The organism is Paracoccus sp. IB05, assembly GCF_016405985.1.
In the GTDB taxonomy this organism is placed as follows: Bacteria; Pseudomonadota; Alphaproteobacteria; order Rhodobacterales; family Rhodobacteraceae; genus Pseudogemmobacter.
Map to the genome: position 1 here is coordinate 1 of NZ_JAEFCF010000035.1, position 16,186 is coordinate 16,186.

Sequence of the window (16,186 nt, forward strand, 5' to 3'; positions counted from 1 at the left end):
CGCCGAGGGGAGTAATCCCCCCAACCAGGGCCCCGGTCGAAAGGCCGGGGCCTTTCATCTTGCCAGCGAGCAATGGCCCTCAGCACAACTCTTCTGTCACGAAGCTGCGCTCGGCCTTGCCGAACCAGGCCGTCTGCGTCTCGCCTGTGTTCCATTCATAAACCAGGCCAATGACCCTGCCATCGTCCTTGTGGCGAAGCCGGGCGATTGGCCGGGCCTCGATGCGGTTGGTGCGGCATGAGCCGCCGCGATGGTCACTGGTCTGCACGTTCATAATACTTGTCTCGACTGTCACAGAACTTCGCTGGCTGGCGATCGGAACCCTTTTCGCAAGGTCGCTTCACGGTTGATTTGCGCGCGCTTTCATCACAACCTGACACAACGGTGGGGGAGCGGCCATGCCGTTACCCTTTTTGGTATCGCTGTTTGAGGACTGCACATTTTCTCGTGCGGGAGGGGTAATGGTTTGGACTATTGTTCCGGAAATGGCCCATTTGGATGCCCGGCTGCGGGCAATTGCACCGATGGGCTATTCACTCGTCATCCATGTGCGCAGTTTGACGCCAGAGCATTATGTCTCCACCTATCCGGAGCGTTGGGTCGAGATTTACACTGAGCGGCAATATGCGATGTTTGATCCGGTCAATCTCTGGGCCAGGACGCATTCAGGTCGCATCAGATGGAGTGAAGTGCCGGTCGAAAAGCTCTCGCCTGCTGGAACTCTGATCATGGATCACGCGCGCGAGTATGGCCTCAACTATGGTTGCGGCGTTTCTCGCAGTCGCATTGAAGAATATGGCACGCTCAGCTGCCTGTTTTGCGCCCGCGAGGATCGGGAACTGACCGACGGTGAGCTGGACGAGGTTGAGGGCATATTCAAACAGCTGCTCGCCTCTATCGAGGCGGCAAGACCGCTTTCAGAGATGGAGCGTGCTATCCTTTCTGATCTGGCGAACGGTTTGCCCTATAAGGAAGTCGCGCATCGGCAGGGCGTCAGCACCGAGACCATAAAGAAGCGCCTGGAGCGGATAAGGGACCTGCTCGGGGCGCGGAACTCGGTACAGGCAGTGGCAATCGCCACCAAGCGCGGTCTGATCCTGAACCAGCCAGCGTCCGGGCCTGAATAGCCCGTGCCAGCGTGGGTCAGCGGACATCGTCGGAGTCGTCACTGAGCGATGCGAGGAGAGCATCGATTTCCGCCCAAACCAGCGGCTCCAGCTGACCCCGCACCAATGACCACCGGCTGTCGACCCCCAGAGGGTCCTGATCGGCAAGCAGCCGATCAAAGATGGCGGCGGGCACTGCGACGCTGGTCCTGACGGTCCAGCTTGCCTGACTTGCCCGCCTGTCACTGGAAGGGATGGCATATGTTGCTGAGAGCCCCCACTTCTTGACGGCCTTCCGCAGGGCGGCCCGGATCACTTGTCGGGGGGCAATGCCGCAGGCAACCAGCCCTTGTTCCTGGCGCTTCAACGCGTTCACGCGCACGTCGACTTGGATCGAAGCTTTGGAGTCATCTCTTGAGGCTTGATCCTCCGATGCGATGCTGGCGCTCGGCTGCGCCGGCGCACGGGCCTCGGCCGCGCTGGCTGGTTCGTCTCTGTCTCCCGTCTGTGCCGGGTTCGTCGTGTTTTGTTGGGACAGACTGAACGAATAGGCCTGATCCGGCCGTGTCACGAGGGGGATGCGTTTGCGGACCATGTCACTCTCAGCCGCTGATGATGGTGTTCAAGATGTCGGTGGCTTCTTCCAGCGCCTCGACGAGCGGGCGGGCATGGGGCTTCATCAGCGGGTTGGGATCATTCTGCCGCGCAAGAGCGATGGCATGAAGCAGACCAAGCCGATCCATCTCCTTGAAGGCGTTTCGGTGCATCATCACGGTCTCGATGACCGGGAAGCAGTTGACCGCCTGTGCGATCAGTTCCGCATCGGCCTTGGTCGGTTTCGCGGGGACCATGTTCAGAACCACATGATGCTGGGGTAGGGCGCTCGGGTCGTCCACACGGGTCCGCAGATGGGCGAACCAGTCTGCGGTCTGGATGCCGACCTTGAAGTCGGTCGTCGAGAGCATCACCGGGGTCACGATGTGATCAGCCAGCACCGCGACGCTGTCCGACCAGTCCGCGCCGACACCGGCGGTGTCGATGAAGATCAGATCCGCCAGATCCTCGGCATAGACCCGGTCGATCTCCTGCTCGATGGCGACAATGCTGAGCGCCCTGGTGCGAGACAGCAGGGGCGAACTGTACCCGGCACCCTCCGCCCGTTCATACCAGGCACCGAGTGCATCGGTCCCGTCGGTGTCCATGAGAGTGACCCGGCGACCGGCAGCGATCGCGGCGCTGATCAGGGCGCGGCTCAGCGTGGTTTTGCCCGACCCGCCTTTGCGGGCCATCGCGGCGATTACGCGCAAGGAGTCATTTGGCATGGCACACCTGCAATAATGGTTACTCGTAAACATAAGAGCTTTCTTGTCGTAGGGCGCTGACCGGGATGCGTCAAGCGGGACGCAAGGCGCAGATCGCAGGAAGCGGCACGCATTGTGCGGCTTCCAGAGGACGTGGCGCAGGCAACGTGATGCAGATCCCATTCCCCTTCCGGCACTTCCCACTCCGCAGGATGCAGGACGCAAAGAGCGCGATGCAGGTGCCAGAAGACATGCTCCAGAGCGCAGATAACGGGAGGCATTTCGCATGGGACGGGATGCAAATCGCAAGGCGCGTGATGCAATCCGCAGACAACAGGAAACCGCCCCTTTGGGCCGATTTTTCATAATGAGTACAAGCCCGTAGGCCCGACTCCGCTTGTGCTGGGAGTCGGCGGGCTTGTACGATCTTGGCAAGAAATAGGAGCGTTAACTTCAAAATGTCCCCGGCCCGCCGACTGACCGAAGTGGAGCGTCTGAGGATCGCCAAAGAGCGGTCTGAAGGCGTGCCCGCGGCCGATCTGGCACAACAGTTCGGGGTCAGCCTGAAGGCGGTCTACAACGCTGTGAACCATGCTCACGGACGGCGCGCCTCGAACGGCAGTCGGCCTCAGGTGGTCGGATTGAGGCTCAGCTCGGCCGAGCTGCGCCGGTTTGATGCGGCGCTCTCGGCACGTGGCATCGGGCATCGTTCTGATGCTCTGCGCTGCATGATACTGGCCGCCAGCGACCTGCTCGCGCCCGATGTGCACATGACGGAGGAACTGCGCGGTCTTGGCGCGGCGATGAACCGGGTCGGCAACAACATCAACCAGATCGCCCGCCGCCTGAACGAGGGGCGTGTCCGTGGCGAGCAGGCGGTCCTGACCGGGTCGGAGAAGGCCGAGATCCGGGCTCTGGCCGGGCTGGTCTTCACCATCGCGGATCAGGTCCAGGAGATGAGCCGCAACCGGCGGGCGTCCCTCAAGCTGGAGGTGGACAAGGCGCTCGCGCCCTTGATCCGGGAGGCACGCGATGGCGCGGGCTGATGCCGTGAGGGCGGTCAATCCGGCGCTTTTTGATCGCGGCTGGAGCAAGGTTTCTGGCTCTGCCTCCGGGGGCTTTGGCAAACGGGCACAGATGATCCGCGCGGCGCGCGGCCATTCCCCAGCGATCTTCAAGGCGATCCGGCAGGGCGGCTGCCATACCGGGGCGCAGCTGCGCGCCCAGCTGTCCTACCTCACCACCAAATCCAGCTTCATCCTCGATTCCCGTGGTACGCATGATGGCAAAAAGCTGCTCTCGCCGGGTGAGATCGAGCGCGTGGCGCGGCGCTTCGAGAACCAGTGGAACGAGCGGCATGCACCAAAGCTCGGCCATACCGCGCATCTCCTGATGGCTTTCCCCATCGGAACCCGCTCCTCTGAGGCACAGGAGATCACGCGCGAGATCTGCGAGCGCTTCTTCGAAGGGGACGGCGCGCAGTTCGATTACATCGCGGCGATCCACGAAGATCGCGCTCATCCGCATGCCCATATCGTGCTGAACCGCCGCAGCAAGGACGGCGAGATGTTCTTCCTCAGGCAAGATCATCACTTCAACTATGACGCTTTCCGCGAAGCCATGGTCGAGGCAGCAGAGCGCCACGGCTTGCGCCTCGAGGCCACGCGGCGGCTGGACCGGGGTGTGCTCACCCGCGCCGCCAGCGATGTCGAGATCCGCAAAGCCATGGAAGAGGGCAGGGCACCAGTTGAGCGCCTGCGCACCGGGGCTGACCTTGACCACGCCATTGCCGAGGTGGCGCGCAATGCCGCCATTTACCGCGGTCTCGCTGCAGAGGCCTCGCGTTCGAACTTCCACGATGTTGCGGAGGCCCTGTCCCGGGCCGGGGATGTGCTTGCCCGGGGTGATCGTATCCAGTCAGACGGAGTGTTGTATATGAGTGATGAAGTTCATGATTTTGACCAACTGATCGATCGGTTTTCGCAGAACATCCGCCAGATCGAAGGGCTGATCGAACGCGCCCCTGCGTCCGAGCGCCCGGTGATCGAGCGTAAACTGACCGATGTGTTGCGCGAGGTCTCGCATCTGCAGCCCTTGGGCGACCGCTCCGACACATTGCATGAGCCGACATCCCGGGACGGGATCTATGCCGCGCCGAACCTGGTGGAGGCCCACAGGGACCAGCTAGAGGATCCGGGTCTCAAGTCCCGTGTCACCGAAGCGGTGCGGGGAACGGGCATCGACAGCGATGCGGTTCTGGCCCGGATGCGCGAGGGGGCGGGCAATGCAGCCCTAGAGCAGCAATGGCTGGCGCAGGATTTGCGGGCCATAGCGAAGGAAGAGCAGCTTGATCTACGTGACACCGCGCAGCGCGACCAGGCGATGGACCGTCTTGAGGCCGTTCATGGCAAGCTCGGGGATGTGCTGACCGAGGCGCGCGTTCTCCGAGCCGTGGAGGATGTGGAGAGGGAAGGGCCGGAAAGGGAAGAAGGGCTGAGGCGGCCGGAAGTTTCCGGCCACCGCGTTTCTGCTGACAACGTGGCCGAGCGCAGCGAGCCGGACATCTTCAGCCCCACTGAGCGTCAGGAATTCCGGGCGCTGGTCAAACAGTTCCAGCGGACGGATTTCAGCTATCCCTATTCCGATGATCCGCGGGCGCGGCGTGATGGCGAAAAGCAGGTGGCCGAAGCGAAAGAGGCCTTCGATCGCTTTGCCGAGCGCTCGCCCCAACATGCCGAAATTGCGACCATGGCCTGGGAGAAGGCCACCGATGTCATTCAGCCTCCAGCCAACGGCATTCGGGCCGCACATCGTACCCTCCATGCCGGCGATATGGATCTCGCGCAGCGTGATCCGTCGATCCGCCTCGGTCCGATCACAGAGGAGGTGCGCGAGATGGCGCGCTTGCGGGCCGAGACCCCCCAGGAGCAGATCCGCGATGCCGTCAGCCGGGAGATCAACCAGCTCCATGCCGCAGGCGCCTCCCGCGAGCGGATCATCGAGAGGCTGGCCGAGGTTGAGGACGACACCCGTCAGGCCCACGCGGAACGCCGCAATCTGGATGCGACAGCGCCCCAACTGGCCTCCGCCTTGCGACAGGCCGCCGACGGCAAGGTCGATCTGGCCTCGGATGCGGCGCGACACCGCTTCGTCGAGCAGGTCAATGATCGCCTGACCCCAACCGAAATCGATGATCTGCACCGCGGCGATGCGAAGGTGCTGGACCGGATCACCCCCAATGCGCTCGAACAGCTGCAGCTGGCGCGGGCCTATCTCGAGGCCATGGAAGTTCATGCCAATGATCCGGCAATGGACCGGGTGCTCGAGCGGATCGTGGAAGAGCGCCACGGCGAGGATCTGCGGCATTCCCTCTCCCATGGTGAGAAGGGGATCACCCATGGATAAGGGTCGCATGCTTCTTGGCGCCGTAGTTCTGACCCTCCTCGGGCTTGCCATCGGCTATGTACTGGCGACGATCTATTTTGCCGTCCAATTTGGATACTCGACGAGCAACTTTGATCTCACCCTGCTGGCGCGGAACTGGCTGGGGCTGAGAACCTCGGCTCCGCAGGATTTCCTCTGGGTGAACGGCATCATCCTCGGGACGGGTCTCGCGGCCCTCCTCCTGACCGCCACCATGCTCGGCGATGCATTGACCCGCTTTGGCACCACCCATTGGCAAAGCCGGGCCGAGATGAAGCGCAACGGTTTCTTTGCCGGGCCGGGGGCCGGGTTCCTGCTCGGCAAGATGGGTTCACCGAAATCGAAGAAGCCCTTCATTGTCTCGCGCACCTTTCCGCATGCCCTGGTGGTGGCCCCGACAGGCCGAGGCAAAGGGGTGGGCTTTGTGATCCCAAACCTTCTGACCTATCGCGGCTCGGCCGTGGTCCTCGACGTCAAGGGCGAGAACTTCCGGGAGACCTCGCGTTTCAGGGCCTCCACCGGCGACAAGGTGTTTCGCTTTGCGCCGACCGACTGGGAGCGTCCGACCCATCGCTACAACCCGCTGGCGCGTATCGCGGCGCTGAAGAACCCCGATCGCCAGCAGATGGAGTTGAAGCTGACAGCCAAGCTGTTCCTGCAGACCGACAACGAAAAGCTCAGCGGTCTGCTTGCAGGCGGGATTGATCTCTTCGTTGCGGCCGGTCTTTTGGCCTTCGAGCGCGGCAACCCGACCATCGGCGAGATCTACCGCATCACGGCGTCGGGCGGGAACAAGCAGCTTGAGTTCCTGAAGCGGGCGGAGGAGGTGAAGAACCCTTCAGCCAAGCTGATTTTTGAGCGGATGGCCTCGACCAACAATGACACGCTGACCTCCTACCTCTCTCTTCTGATGACCTCCGGGCTCGATACCTGGGACAACCGGGCGATCGACGCGGCAACGGCGACCTCGGACTTTTCCTTCCGGGACATCCGTCGGCAGCCGTATGCGATCTACCTGGTTGTGGAATCCGAGATGGTCCGGCCACTGGCCCCCCTGATCCGGCTGTTCTTCTCGGATCTGATTGCCTCGCTGCAGGCCGCGGAGCCGGGGAAGGATGAGCCCTGGCCGGTGATGATCATGCTCGATGAATTCGACCGGCTCGGGAAGATGCCGATCGTGGCCGAGAGCATCAAGACGCTGCGCTCCTATGGCGGCAACCTCGCTATCGTCACCCAGACCATCCCGGCATTGGACGAGATCTATGGCGAGAACACGCGCCGCTCCCTTCAAGGCGGGGCGGGGGTAAAGCTATATTTGACCCCTTCCGACCAGAAGACCATCGAAGAGCTGAGCCAGGCCGTCGGCAAGACGACCAAGCGGGTGGTCACCCGGTCCCGTTCGGTGGGGCGTAACCCGTTCGAGGGGCGCAGCGTGACCGAGCGTACAGAGGAAACACCGCTCCTCAATGAGGATGAGGCGCGGCGGCTGGATCTGGACGAGGTGATCCTCGTCGTCGATGCCCAGATGCCGATCCGGGCGCGGCGCATCAAATACTATGAGGATCCGACCCTGAAAGTGATCCATGCCGCGCAAGCAGGCGATCTTCTATACCCGGATGCCGAGAAGCGGCAATACGATGCACGGTTGAATGAGGCCGAGGCGGCGGTTGCGAAACTTGCGCAGCAGCTGCAGGCCGTGCAGCAGGGGGCGGCGCGAGGGCAGGGACCCGCTACCCCACACGACCCGAAGCCGGTCTTGCGAGCGCCAGCCCGGCGTGGAACCCTAGCTCTCGCGCCAGAGCCGATCAGTTTGGACCTTTCCGCGCTTGGACAGACTGAGGAAAGCCGCCTTGCGGTTCAGAAAGCTATCGTCACGACCGCAGAGATCATCGCTGGACATGGAGGCTTGGGAGCCGGTGACTAAACCTGAGCGGGTTCAGAGCATACCATTACTGACGGGGCCGAAGCGTCAGCAGTTTCAGTCCATAGCCGCCTGTCGTCCCCGCCCGATGCTGCGTGGCCGCATTTCCTAAAGCAGACGGTCGACGCGTGGCGCAGAAAATCGCCAGTCGGAGCGTCGGCGTTGCGGGACAGAGCTGTCGTTTGCATCCGCTGGACCTCAAAAGCCTGCCGAACTGACCTCCCACCTTACCCCACCGTACAGCGCCCACCTCCAGTGTTGACATTGTCGACCCCGACACTATTATCTGTCATTGCCTTATGACCGGTGCTCCCTGACTTGGCCTTAGTCGCCTCGTTACAGCCCGGTCTTCTAATTTCTGGACATCACTGCATCAACATTGAAGTACCTTAAGCAGCACAAGTCGATCAGTGAATGCATCGACATCATGTTGATGCGAGGTATGGAAATACCCGACCGGGGCCATGCCGAGCGCTCCCTGCACCGCATCGGGTACTACCGGCTCAGCGCATTTGGGTATCCGTACCGTGACTTTTGCCCGATCCCGACGCCTGAAGGCGAGGTTGAGCAGAAGATTCGATGCGATAAGTTCAAAGAGGGTACGACGTTAGATCATGCGATCAGCTTTTACCTCTTCGATAAAGCACTCCGCATAGAGCTCCTCGATGCGATCGAACGCATCGAGATCGCAGTCAGAACCGCGATGATTGAGGTCCTTGGGGAGTTGGGCCCACATGCCCATCGCGACAGGCGCTCATATAAAGACCGTTTCAGCGAAGAAGATGCTGAAGGTAATACGCCGCTCGGCCTATTTATCAATGGCCTAGATCAGCACTTCAGGAGCTCAAAAGAAGACTTCGCGAAGCATTTCAGGTTGAAATACTTCGGCCCGCCGCCGATCTGGATCGAAGCAGGGACATGGACCTGGGGCAATCTAACCCACATCATCGCTCACCTATCCGACAAAAATAAAATGGCAATTGCGGCACACGTCCACCCGGACCTCCCCATGAAGACTTTTGCGTCATGGATCACAGCGCTCAACGACGTCCGGAACAGCTGCGCACATCACGCCCGGACGTGGAACAAGCCCTTGGTTAACAGCCCGGGTGTCCCACCAAAAACGATATTTGGACAGTTGGACCACCTCCGCCAGCCCAGGATGGGGGACGACGCGCCGACGAAAAAGGTCTACAGCGCGATGGTCATCATGATCTTCATGCTGCGACAGTATTACCCGCGCACTGAGTGGCACGTCCGTCTGCGCGACATGATCTTGACCCAGGACCTCCCTTACGAGATCCGCCCCCACACCGCGGGTTTCCCGCAGGGCTGGGAGCACGAGGCCATATGGAACTGATCCTCGGCCTTCACTCATTCGCAATCGCTGCTCGATGTTATGAAAGGCCGGTTCGGGCTCCGAAGAACACGCATGCTAAGACACAGTAGTCGGTCGGTTTGGCGCCCGCAGCCGCCCAAGTGCCCACTGCAGCCGAGCGCGGCCCTTACCAGCCGGTCGACCTCGACAAATGCTGCTCTGCCGCATGCTCCGAAGCTGCCCTTCGTCTTGCGCCGCAGCAATCACCTGGCCAAGATGGTAGCGATGCGGGACGAAGCCGACATTCGCATATGCATAACTTGACAAGCTATTTTAGGGGTGGACCGCCCGAACCTACCAAGCTGGTGGTCTGAATAGTTCGGCATCTTGATCCCATTCTTCTATGGTATTCAAGGTGGATTTCCAAGTTGAAAGCTGCAAGTTGGCAAATGTAAGCATATCAGCTATGGTTCTGAATGGCCGCTCCGAGCAGAGGTTTCGACCCAGTTCGGCCAAAACTTGATCAAGGTAGTCGTGAGCGTTATCTACCAATGCACCGCAATAGGTCGGACTTGACCCGGTATGGGTTATTATGTTTCTGGCTCGGTAAATTCGATGCATCTGCCAACGAACAAGCATTTCATGCCTGCCTAGGTCCTCTAGCAAGTGCTTTGGGGAGAAAAATCGCTTCCCGATACTATATCCGCGAAACAAAAGAACGGGATTTTTCTTCAGTATGCGACATGCCTCCTGGTGATCTGCAGAATTCATCCTTTTCAATATGAATGCAATTCTCCAATCGGGAATAGTGGCTTTCTCTTTGCAAAACTCAACGAAGTCTTTGGAGTTTACCTCCACCCTCCTTGCCCATGCATCAAGGATTCGGGCAGGATAGCCGAGAGAAATTAAAGGCAACAATGATTCCGCTACATCCTCAACAATTGAGGTTCTTTTCATATTCCTCCCAACTATCTCCATTGCAGTCCAAATATTGAGGATTTGCGCCTCTTCGCTGGGAGTCGATATCGCCTGACCGTGAAGTGTGATGGCTCTAAGAAATTTAGATAGCTCCCTTCGATCCGAATACTTCAAGTTGCCCAGAAAAGAATCCAAGTTTCCAAGGGTTCTTTTGGTCTGCCCCTCATCGATGAATGTCATTCTATTTCTTAAAGAGTGAACTCGGTAGCACTTGTTTGTTTGAGGATTTAAGGCCCTTGCGTTTGTTTCAAAAGATACGCTTGACTTGTGGTCAAATATCGCTACGAGATCGAAAAGATTCTGGATTTTCCGCATTGACCTATGAACTGCAGCATGGGGGTCAGCTGCATTAATCCCATCAATGACTACAAGCTTCTTTGTGCTGCTTTCTTCAAGAATTTCATCCGCTCTGCCCGGCCTAGGTATTACCTTGAATTCCTCAGGCATGTGTTCATGAAACTGAATATCGAAGGCGTTATAGTGATCAATATTGACGTTATCTGACTTGATATCCACCCCTAGAAGAACTTTATAAGTCGACGATCGCAACGCGGTTTCGCTAAGAAAATCGATAGCCTTATCTGCAGTAGTTTTGGGGTTTTTGGGATTAAAGTTTCTTTTGGATACAGCATGAATAAAACTACTGGAAATTCCAAGATTTATTTTAGTTGTAACGATATTGGAGATAAGATAATCTATTTTTTCTTTGGATGGGTTTGGTAGCCTTAATTGATGGTCCAAGGCGGATTCGAGCGCGATAGCGTATGAAATGGGATTGAGACGAGCGGCAACTGTTCCAACTCTTGACTCAAGGTCAGAAGCTTCTTCTATATTATTGGGGAGTATGATTTGAGTTGAAATTCCAATCAAATCCTTCGCCACTGAATCCGAGTTCAGCCGATGGCGCAACTCCTCCAATACGAGAGAAATCTCCCCCTTTCCCTTTCCTGTGTCGCGAACAGTCTTAATAAGTCCTAACAGCTCCCTAGCAATGAATGGAGAGTTCAACGCCGGAGCTTTGTAGCTATCCAATGAGTAGTGGAACGTAAGTTCAACGAGTCTAAATTTTACAAACCTATCCAGCTCCGCATCTGCCGATACGGGCGCGTCAACCACGGCGGGGACAGTGTTATTCATCTAATTTCCACTATTCTGGCACCGTTATGGCGGCTTTAAAGCCCTTTCATGTGATTATGATTTTTTCTTACTCAGAGGCAATTAGAAACATCAGGTGTGGGTTTGATTCTATGCCGCGCCCGCATTGGGCTTAGATACCATTCGCTTGCCCGAGCGTCTGCTATGGGCTCCGAGCAACATGCTGCGGCACAGAAACGGGCAGGCTCGCTGCTCTCAGCTGCATCGCTCCCCACGGAAAGCGATCGTGGCCCTTACCAGCCGGTCGAGCCACACCGTTGCTGCATGGCGGCGTTCTCCAGAGATGCCATTCGTAAACTTCACCGTGCCTCTAGCCCTCGGGTCATCGTGCCGCCCTTTGCCCGATAGCACTCTTCAAATTCAGGCATATGTTCGCAAGATTCCACGCCATCTAGATTACCCGTGGCATGGCGGGCTGCATCGTCTCATGCAACTCACGTCCACGGCGACCGATGATTGCGGCGACCGCGTCGGGGGCTAACCCGGCGATCGACTCGCCATTCAAATGACCCGCCCGGAAAAGCGCAAGAATCTCGCCTCGTGTCAGAGGGAAGCCAAGGGCACTCAGCGGCACCGCTTCGGCTGGAAGGCCGAGATCAAGCCGGGTGAGCAACAGCACTGCTGCTTCCTGATCCTCGGCCCGTTCAAGTACGATCGCGGCAATGCGCAGCGCAGACTCCAGCAGGAAACGAGAGCCGTCAGCGTAGCCGCGAATGTCGCCGTGCCCTACCCTGAGGAATGCATTAGACGAGTATCGGGCCTCGATATTGTTGGTCGGTTCACCAGCGATCCAGTCGCTCACGATGAGCGCTCGCTTGCACCGGGCATAGAATGCAACATCGCTTTCAGCGCGATGCTGCAACGCGCGGCCCACTCCATGTCCGAAGCGGCCAAGGGCGGCCTGCTGCCACTGCGGCTCACCCCTGCGGGTTTGCGGTGTGTAGTCCTCGTCGCGCTCCGGCAGGCATTCGACGAGTACAAGGAGGGCTTCCAGCGTGGCGTCGGCCGGGTCAACGCGACGCAACAGCTCAACGAGGCGCATCGCCGACTCGAGCGTGAGGGGCGACTCTCCGCAGGCTCTCCCAAGCATCGTCAATCGGAGATTGTCGCCGTCTACCTCGATCAGGCCATCGGCGATCATACGGTCCAACAGCCGCTCCAGTGTCGGGACCATACGATCACGCCACGCCGGATTCTGGAGGGCGGCGAGATAACCGCCATATGTATTTGCGATCAGGTCGACAACCGCTCCGCGCGGAACATCTCTGACCTGCGTTAGCAAACGGATCACCCAGGTGCCCGACTGGTTCGGGTTGAACGATGACCGGATAACCTCTGGTTGACCCTGCACATATTGCCGGACAAGTTGATTGCGCTCCATGGGAGTATCGGCGAGCAGGATAGCCTTCCCCTCAACTTCAAACCCCAAGCGACCAGCACGGCCTGCCATGTTCTTGTATTGAGCCACCGTGTACGGCTGCCGCTCGCGGCCAGGAAAATCGGTCTCGGCAATGATGACAGTAGATGCAGGCGTGTTCACTCCCGCTGCAACCGTGCTGGTTGCGACGAGCACTCTGATCTGGCCGTCTTGCCGGCGGAAGCCTCGCTCCACTGCGACACGCTCATCTCGAGTGAGATCGCCGTTGTGGAATGCGATGCCGCCCGCCAGAGCACGTCGAAGGCTCTCGGACATGTGGGAAAGGTCACCTTCGGGCAGCGCATCGATCACGTCTTGCGCTGCCGGAAGCCCAAGCTCGGCAGCGAGGTAGTTTGCGCAGCCGCTCGCCGGGCCACGCGCGTTGCGGAAGACGATGACTTTCTCACCTGCATCGATGAGATGGCGCACCAGCGGTACGATCAGGTCTTGCGACGATTGATTTTGGCCACGCTGGCGGACCGCAAAGCGATCGAGGAATTGGATAGTTTCAGGACCGTTCGGCCCCAAGCGAGTCAATGCACCAGTTCGATCAAGCACGCCTTCCACCAATGGGACCGGCCGATGATCAGTTTGCAGAAGGCCGCAGCCGAGCCAGCGGTCGAAATGGTTGGCCTGACCTATAACCGCACTCAATGTGATGAGCTGCGGAGCAACGCCGCGTTGGCGCGCGCTCACAAGGTTCGTGAGCAATAGTTCAACCACCATGCCGCGACCTGGCTCAGTGATGAACTGCGCCTCGTCGAGCACGACCAGGCCAATCTGATTGAGCATGTACGCGGAGGCGACCGACATGCTGAGGAACTTCTCGTAGGTGAAGAACGCGATGTCGTATTTGCCGCGCAGGACGGTACCGACCTGATCCTGCCAATCGCCGGAGCAACGAGCAATCCGGAGCCCCAGGCGATCCCCGTAGATGGCAGAGAAGTCTTCAAATTTCTCGTTCACGAGCGCCTTGTAGGGCAGCAGGAACACTGCTTTGCGGCCATCCGCGATGGCCTTGAGCGCAGCCAACTCACCGATGAAAGTCTTTCCTGCACTAGTCGGCGCGACGACCATGAGCGAGTTGCCGTCCAGCACCCCTTGTTCGTTGACCGCTTCAATCTGAAGTTCGTTGAGCCCTTGAGGAAAGCGCTCATGCCATGCGTCGACAGCTTCTTGCGGAATACCCGCTTCCGCCAGTTCGCGAATGTCGCCGGTGGTCTGAAAATTGACCCGTTCGGGAAAGGCTTCACGATAGCGGGCACCGATCTGGCCGGGAGGAAGAACGAGATCGCCTTCGGTCTGGCCGAACATGGTTGGCGACTGGATATAGCCAAATCGCCCAGCATTCGCCGTGACAAGGCGGGTAACGCGATCGACGAGCTCAAGCACCCCGAGAGGGGCGTCTGCAGCCACCAAAACGTCAATTACGGCCTTGGTGAAGAGGCCGTGCCGCGATTGGGGATCCTCTAGCGCCTCTTGGTCGGCTGCTGATGCGGCGAATAGGATACGTCCCTGACCTGCCACGTCGACAAGCGGGAAAGCCACTGCGTCACGGGGGACCAGGCCGGCATCGATCACGCGCGCCGGAGCACCGCCACTGAAGCAGCAATCCAGCAGCAGGATGACTGCACGCGCTCTGGTCTCTCGAAAACGCTGAGCGAGCTCGTCCATACCGAGCGTCGTGTTCGGCAGATCGGCTACGTTCGTATCATGCAGAACCAGACGATGGTCTTGCGTGCCGTGTCCGGCGAACCCGAGGATCACCACATCGTCTTCATCCGCGGCACCGAGCGTCGTGTCGAGAACATCGCGCAGCGCGGCCAGTGTCGCGGCATCGTCCGTTATCAGGGGCCCGTGGAGATCGGCAATGCTGTCCGACAGCACCGCCCACAAAGCGGTGGCATCGCGCGAGGCTCCCGTCAGATCACCGATGAAGGGATCCGAATGCCGATCGATGCCGATGAACGCCCCCCGGATCATTGATCAGCCTCGCATCACCTGAAACGACGCGAAACCAGGTTGCTCGGTTTTGTCCAGCGCAACAGCGGCGAATGTCTCCCGCGAGGCGACTTGCTTGTTGCCAACCTTCTCAAACCATACGCACCAAACCGCGGTGCCTTCGATCGACCAATACTCGCCGACCTGCTCAACCGTCATGATCGGTCCGCCCGATTTCAGCTGAACCGTATCGCCCGGCGCAAACACCATGTTTCCCCGCCTCTCGCTCGAATCTTGCATATCGACTCAAAGTTAGGCTGCATTGCTGCATTTTGCGAGATGGCCGGCCAAACGGGCCATGATTTTATACTCTTTTTACCAATCAACACTTTCAATCGTCCAAGTAAAGCCAAGTATCGAGTAGAGGATCTGCAGCAAGCTGGCCCGGTCAGCCGTTCCGGTGCGATGGAAGGACGACCCTCTTTTGCATAGAGCCGGTCGAATTCGGCATTAAGCAAGCGCAGCGCATCGTTGACGACGGCCCGGATCTTGCGCAGCGGATGTCCGCTTTCTCGGTCTTGCTGCGGTCGCGGTGCTGCACCACCCTCAGTCTGCTCTCCGCCCTCCCGCTCATACGCAGAAGACTGATCGCCAAGATCCACAGCCTTGACTTTCGTCGCGGGCTCCACATGTAGTAACGTAACCACAAGCGGAGGCCGCGATGACGATTCATACGATCAGCAGCCGTGAACTGAACCAGGATCTGGCACGGGCAAAACGTGCGGCGCTTGACGGTCCCGTGTTCATCACGGATAGAGGCCGGCCAGCCCATGTCCTGATGAGCTTTGCGCAGTATCAGCAGATGAGCGGCCAGCGCCGCAACATCCTCGATGCGCTTGCGGTGCCAGGACTGTCTGACATCGAGTTCGAGCCGACAAAGGCTGAGATCATGTCCCGACCGGCCGATCTGTCCTGATGTTCCTGCTCGATACCAATGTGATTTCCGAGTTGCGTAAGGCGGGGGATGGCAGATCCGATGCCAATGTCACCGCCTGGCTGGGTAGTCAGGATGCCGGGGCACTGTTCATTTCGGCAATTGCGGCGATGGAACTGGATATCGGCGTGCGCCGCATCGAGCTGCGCGACCCGACGCAGGGAGCCATGCTGCGGGCATGGTTCGCAGAACGGGTCCAGCCGGAGTTCCAAGACCGGATTTTGCCGGTAGATACAAGCGTGGCACTGCGATGCGCGGGTCTCCATGTTCCTGATCCGAGATCAGAACGGGACGCGCTGATAGCGGCGACGGGGCTAGTGCATGGTTTCACGGTCGTGACCCGCAACACCGGTGATTTCAAGGACACAGGGGTGGTCTTGCTTAATCCTTGGGTCAAAGCGTGACTGACAGCCGGAAGGCGCTGTTACAGGCCTTTGAGCCAGGCGAAAATTGCCATGGCACCTTTTGAGGGGACGTCTTCTCCCGGTTCTCGGGCGAAAAGCAACCGGTATAGGGGTTGGCAGGTCCGTAGCTTATCCCGTTCTCAACGAAGAAGCCCAATCGCCCGAGCAGCCACGCCCGGTGCCAGCACGAGCCCGCCAGCAGCAGACGCAGCCAGCGTGGCGGTTGGC

At 59.2% G+C, this 16,186-nt stretch carries 13 protein-coding genes and 1 pseudogene; 7 read left to right on the plus strand and 7 right to left on the minus strand.

What is annotated here, in order from left to right; translation table 11 throughout:
* Positions 1 to 79: 79 nt before the first annotated feature.
* A complete protein-coding gene (locus JC607_RS19075; protein ID WP_035745669.1) occupies positions 80 to 274 on the minus strand; it encodes a hypothetical protein in 195 nt (64 codons plus the stop codon).
* A 187-nt stretch (positions 275 to 461) separates the two neighbouring features.
* Between JC607_RS19075 and JC607_RS19080 the strand changes: the two genes are divergently transcribed.
* Entirely contained in the window at positions 462 to 1,127 is a 666-nt protein-coding gene (locus JC607_RS19080; protein ID WP_198838478.1) for a LuxR family transcriptional regulator, read from the plus strand.
* A 16-nt stretch (positions 1,128 to 1,143) separates the two neighbouring features.
* On the opposite strand, the gene JC607_RS19085 is transcribed toward JC607_RS19080, so the two are convergent.
* Positions 1,144 to 1,701, minus strand: coding sequence for a hypothetical protein (locus JC607_RS19085; protein WP_035745665.1), 558 nt, complete (start codon positions 1,699 to 1,701; stop codon positions 1,144 to 1,146).
* 7 nt (positions 1,702 to 1,708) lie between these two features.
* A complete protein-coding gene (locus JC607_RS19090; RefSeq protein WP_198838479.1) occupies positions 1,709 to 2,428 on the minus strand; it encodes a division plane positioning ATPase MipZ in 720 nt (239 codons plus the stop codon).
* Positions 2,429 to 2,865: 437 nt separating this feature from the next.
* Between JC607_RS19090 and mobC the strand changes: the two genes are divergently transcribed.
* From mobC to JC607_RS19110, 4 genes are all read left to right on the plus strand, one after another.
* The gene (gene mobC, locus JC607_RS19095) at positions 2,866 to 3,453 is read left to right on the plus strand and encodes a plasmid mobilization relaxosome protein MobC (RefSeq protein ID WP_198838480.1); all 588 of its coding nucleotides are present in this window, start codon (positions 2,866 to 2,868) and stop codon (positions 3,451 to 3,453) included.
* Positions 3,440 to 5,812 carry a relaxase/mobilization nuclease domain-containing protein gene (locus JC607_RS19100; protein WP_198838481.1) on the plus strand — a complete coding sequence of 791 codons (2,373 nt, stop codon included), beginning with the start codon at positions 3,440 to 3,442 and terminating at the stop codon, positions 5,810 to 5,812. Before mobC ends, JC607_RS19100 begins: the two co-directional genes overlap by 14 nt.
* Positions 5,805 to 7,754 carry a type IV secretory system conjugative DNA transfer family protein gene (locus JC607_RS19105; protein ID WP_198838513.1) on the plus strand — a complete coding sequence of 650 codons (1,950 nt, stop codon included), beginning with the start codon at positions 5,805 to 5,807 and terminating at the stop codon, positions 7,752 to 7,754. Before JC607_RS19100 ends, JC607_RS19105 begins: the two co-directional genes overlap by 8 nt.
* A gap of 439 nt (positions 7,755 to 8,193) precedes the next feature.
* Complete coding sequence (locus JC607_RS19110) at positions 8,194 to 9,111, plus strand: Abi family protein (RefSeq protein WP_198838482.1); 918 nt, start codon at positions 8,194 to 8,196, stop codon at positions 9,109 to 9,111.
* Between the two features lie 312 nt (positions 9,112 to 9,423).
* Here JC607_RS19110 and JC607_RS19115 read toward each other — a convergent pair whose 3' ends face one another.
* The 4 genes and pseudogenes from JC607_RS19115 to JC607_RS19130 all read right to left on the minus strand — a co-directional run.
* Positions 9,424 to 11,184, minus strand: a complete 1,761-nt coding sequence (locus JC607_RS19115; protein WP_198838483.1) for a hypothetical protein — start codon at positions 11,182 to 11,184, stop codon at positions 9,424 to 9,426.
* A gap of 409 nt (positions 11,185 to 11,593) precedes the next feature.
* Positions 11,594 to 14,602 carry a DEAD/DEAH box helicase gene (locus JC607_RS19120; protein WP_198838484.1) on the minus strand — a complete coding sequence of 1,003 codons (3,009 nt, stop codon included), beginning with the start codon at positions 14,600 to 14,602 and terminating at the stop codon, positions 11,594 to 11,596.
* Between the two features lie 3 nt (positions 14,603 to 14,605).
* On the minus strand, positions 14,606 to 14,830 hold the full coding sequence (locus JC607_RS19125; protein WP_198838485.1) for a YodC family protein: 225 nt from the start codon (positions 14,828 to 14,830) through the stop codon (positions 14,606 to 14,608).
* 111 nt (positions 14,831 to 14,941) lie between these two features.
* Positions 14,942 to 15,123 (minus strand): annotated as a pseudogene (locus tag JC607_RS19130) (IS5/IS1182 family transposase); the annotation flags it as partial.
* A 158-nt stretch (positions 15,124 to 15,281) separates the two neighbouring features.
* Here JC607_RS19130 and JC607_RS19135 point away from each other — a divergent pair.
* Positions 15,282 to 15,536, plus strand: a complete 255-nt coding sequence (locus JC607_RS19135; RefSeq protein WP_035745633.1) for a type II toxin-antitoxin system Phd/YefM family antitoxin — start codon at positions 15,282 to 15,284, stop codon at positions 15,534 to 15,536.
* Complete coding sequence (locus JC607_RS19140) at positions 15,536 to 15,958, plus strand: type II toxin-antitoxin system VapC family toxin (RefSeq protein ID WP_198838486.1); 423 nt, start codon at positions 15,536 to 15,538, stop codon at positions 15,956 to 15,958. The genes JC607_RS19135 and JC607_RS19140 overlap by 1 nt, the downstream gene beginning before the upstream one ends.
* Positions 15,959 to 16,186: the final 228 nt, after the last annotated feature.

What these genes read in the sequence shown, in the direction of transcription:
- JC607_RS19075 (WP_035745669.1), bottom strand. Translation starts at nt 274, where the DNA reads ATGAACGTGCAGACCAGTGACCATCGCGGCGGCTCATGCCGCACCAAC.
- JC607_RS19080 (WP_198838478.1), top strand. Translation starts at nt 462, where the DNA reads ATGGTTTGGACTATTGTTCCGGAAATGGCCCATTTGGATGCCCGGCTG.
- JC607_RS19085 (WP_035745665.1), bottom strand. Translation starts at nt 1,701, where the DNA reads ATGGTCCGCAAACGCATCCCCCTCGTGACACGGCCGGATCAGGCCTAT.
- JC607_RS19090 (WP_198838479.1), bottom strand. Translation starts at nt 2,428, where the DNA reads ATGCCAAATGACTCCTTGCGCGTAATCGCCGCGATGGCCCGCAAAGGC.
- mobC (WP_198838480.1), top strand. Translation starts at nt 2,866, where the DNA reads ATGTCCCCGGCCCGCCGACTGACCGAAGTGGAGCGTCTGAGGATCGCC.
- JC607_RS19100 (WP_198838481.1), top strand. Translation starts at nt 3,440, where the DNA reads ATGGCGCGGGCTGATGCCGTGAGGGCGGTCAATCCGGCGCTTTTTGAT.
- JC607_RS19105 (WP_198838513.1), top strand. Translation starts at nt 5,805, where the DNA reads ATGGATAAGGGTCGCATGCTTCTTGGCGCCGTAGTTCTGACCCTCCTC.
- JC607_RS19110 (WP_198838482.1), top strand. Translation starts at nt 8,194, where the DNA reads ATGGAAATACCCGACCGGGGCCATGCCGAGCGCTCCCTGCACCGCATC.
- JC607_RS19115 (WP_198838483.1), bottom strand. Translation starts at nt 11,184, where the DNA reads ATGAATAACACTGTCCCCGCCGTGGTTGACGCGCCCGTATCGGCAGAT.
- JC607_RS19120 (WP_198838484.1), bottom strand. Translation starts at nt 14,602, where the DNA reads ATGATCCGGGGGGCGTTCATCGGCATCGATCGGCATTCGGATCCCTTC.
- JC607_RS19125 (WP_198838485.1), bottom strand. Translation starts at nt 14,830, where the DNA reads ATGGTGTTTGCGCCGGGCGATACGGTTCAGCTGAAATCGGGCGGACCG.
- JC607_RS19135 (WP_035745633.1), top strand. Translation starts at nt 15,282, where the DNA reads ATGACGATTCATACGATCAGCAGCCGTGAACTGAACCAGGATCTGGCA.
- JC607_RS19140 (WP_198838486.1), top strand. Translation starts at nt 15,536, where the DNA reads ATGTTCCTGCTCGATACCAATGTGATTTCCGAGTTGCGTAAGGCGGGG.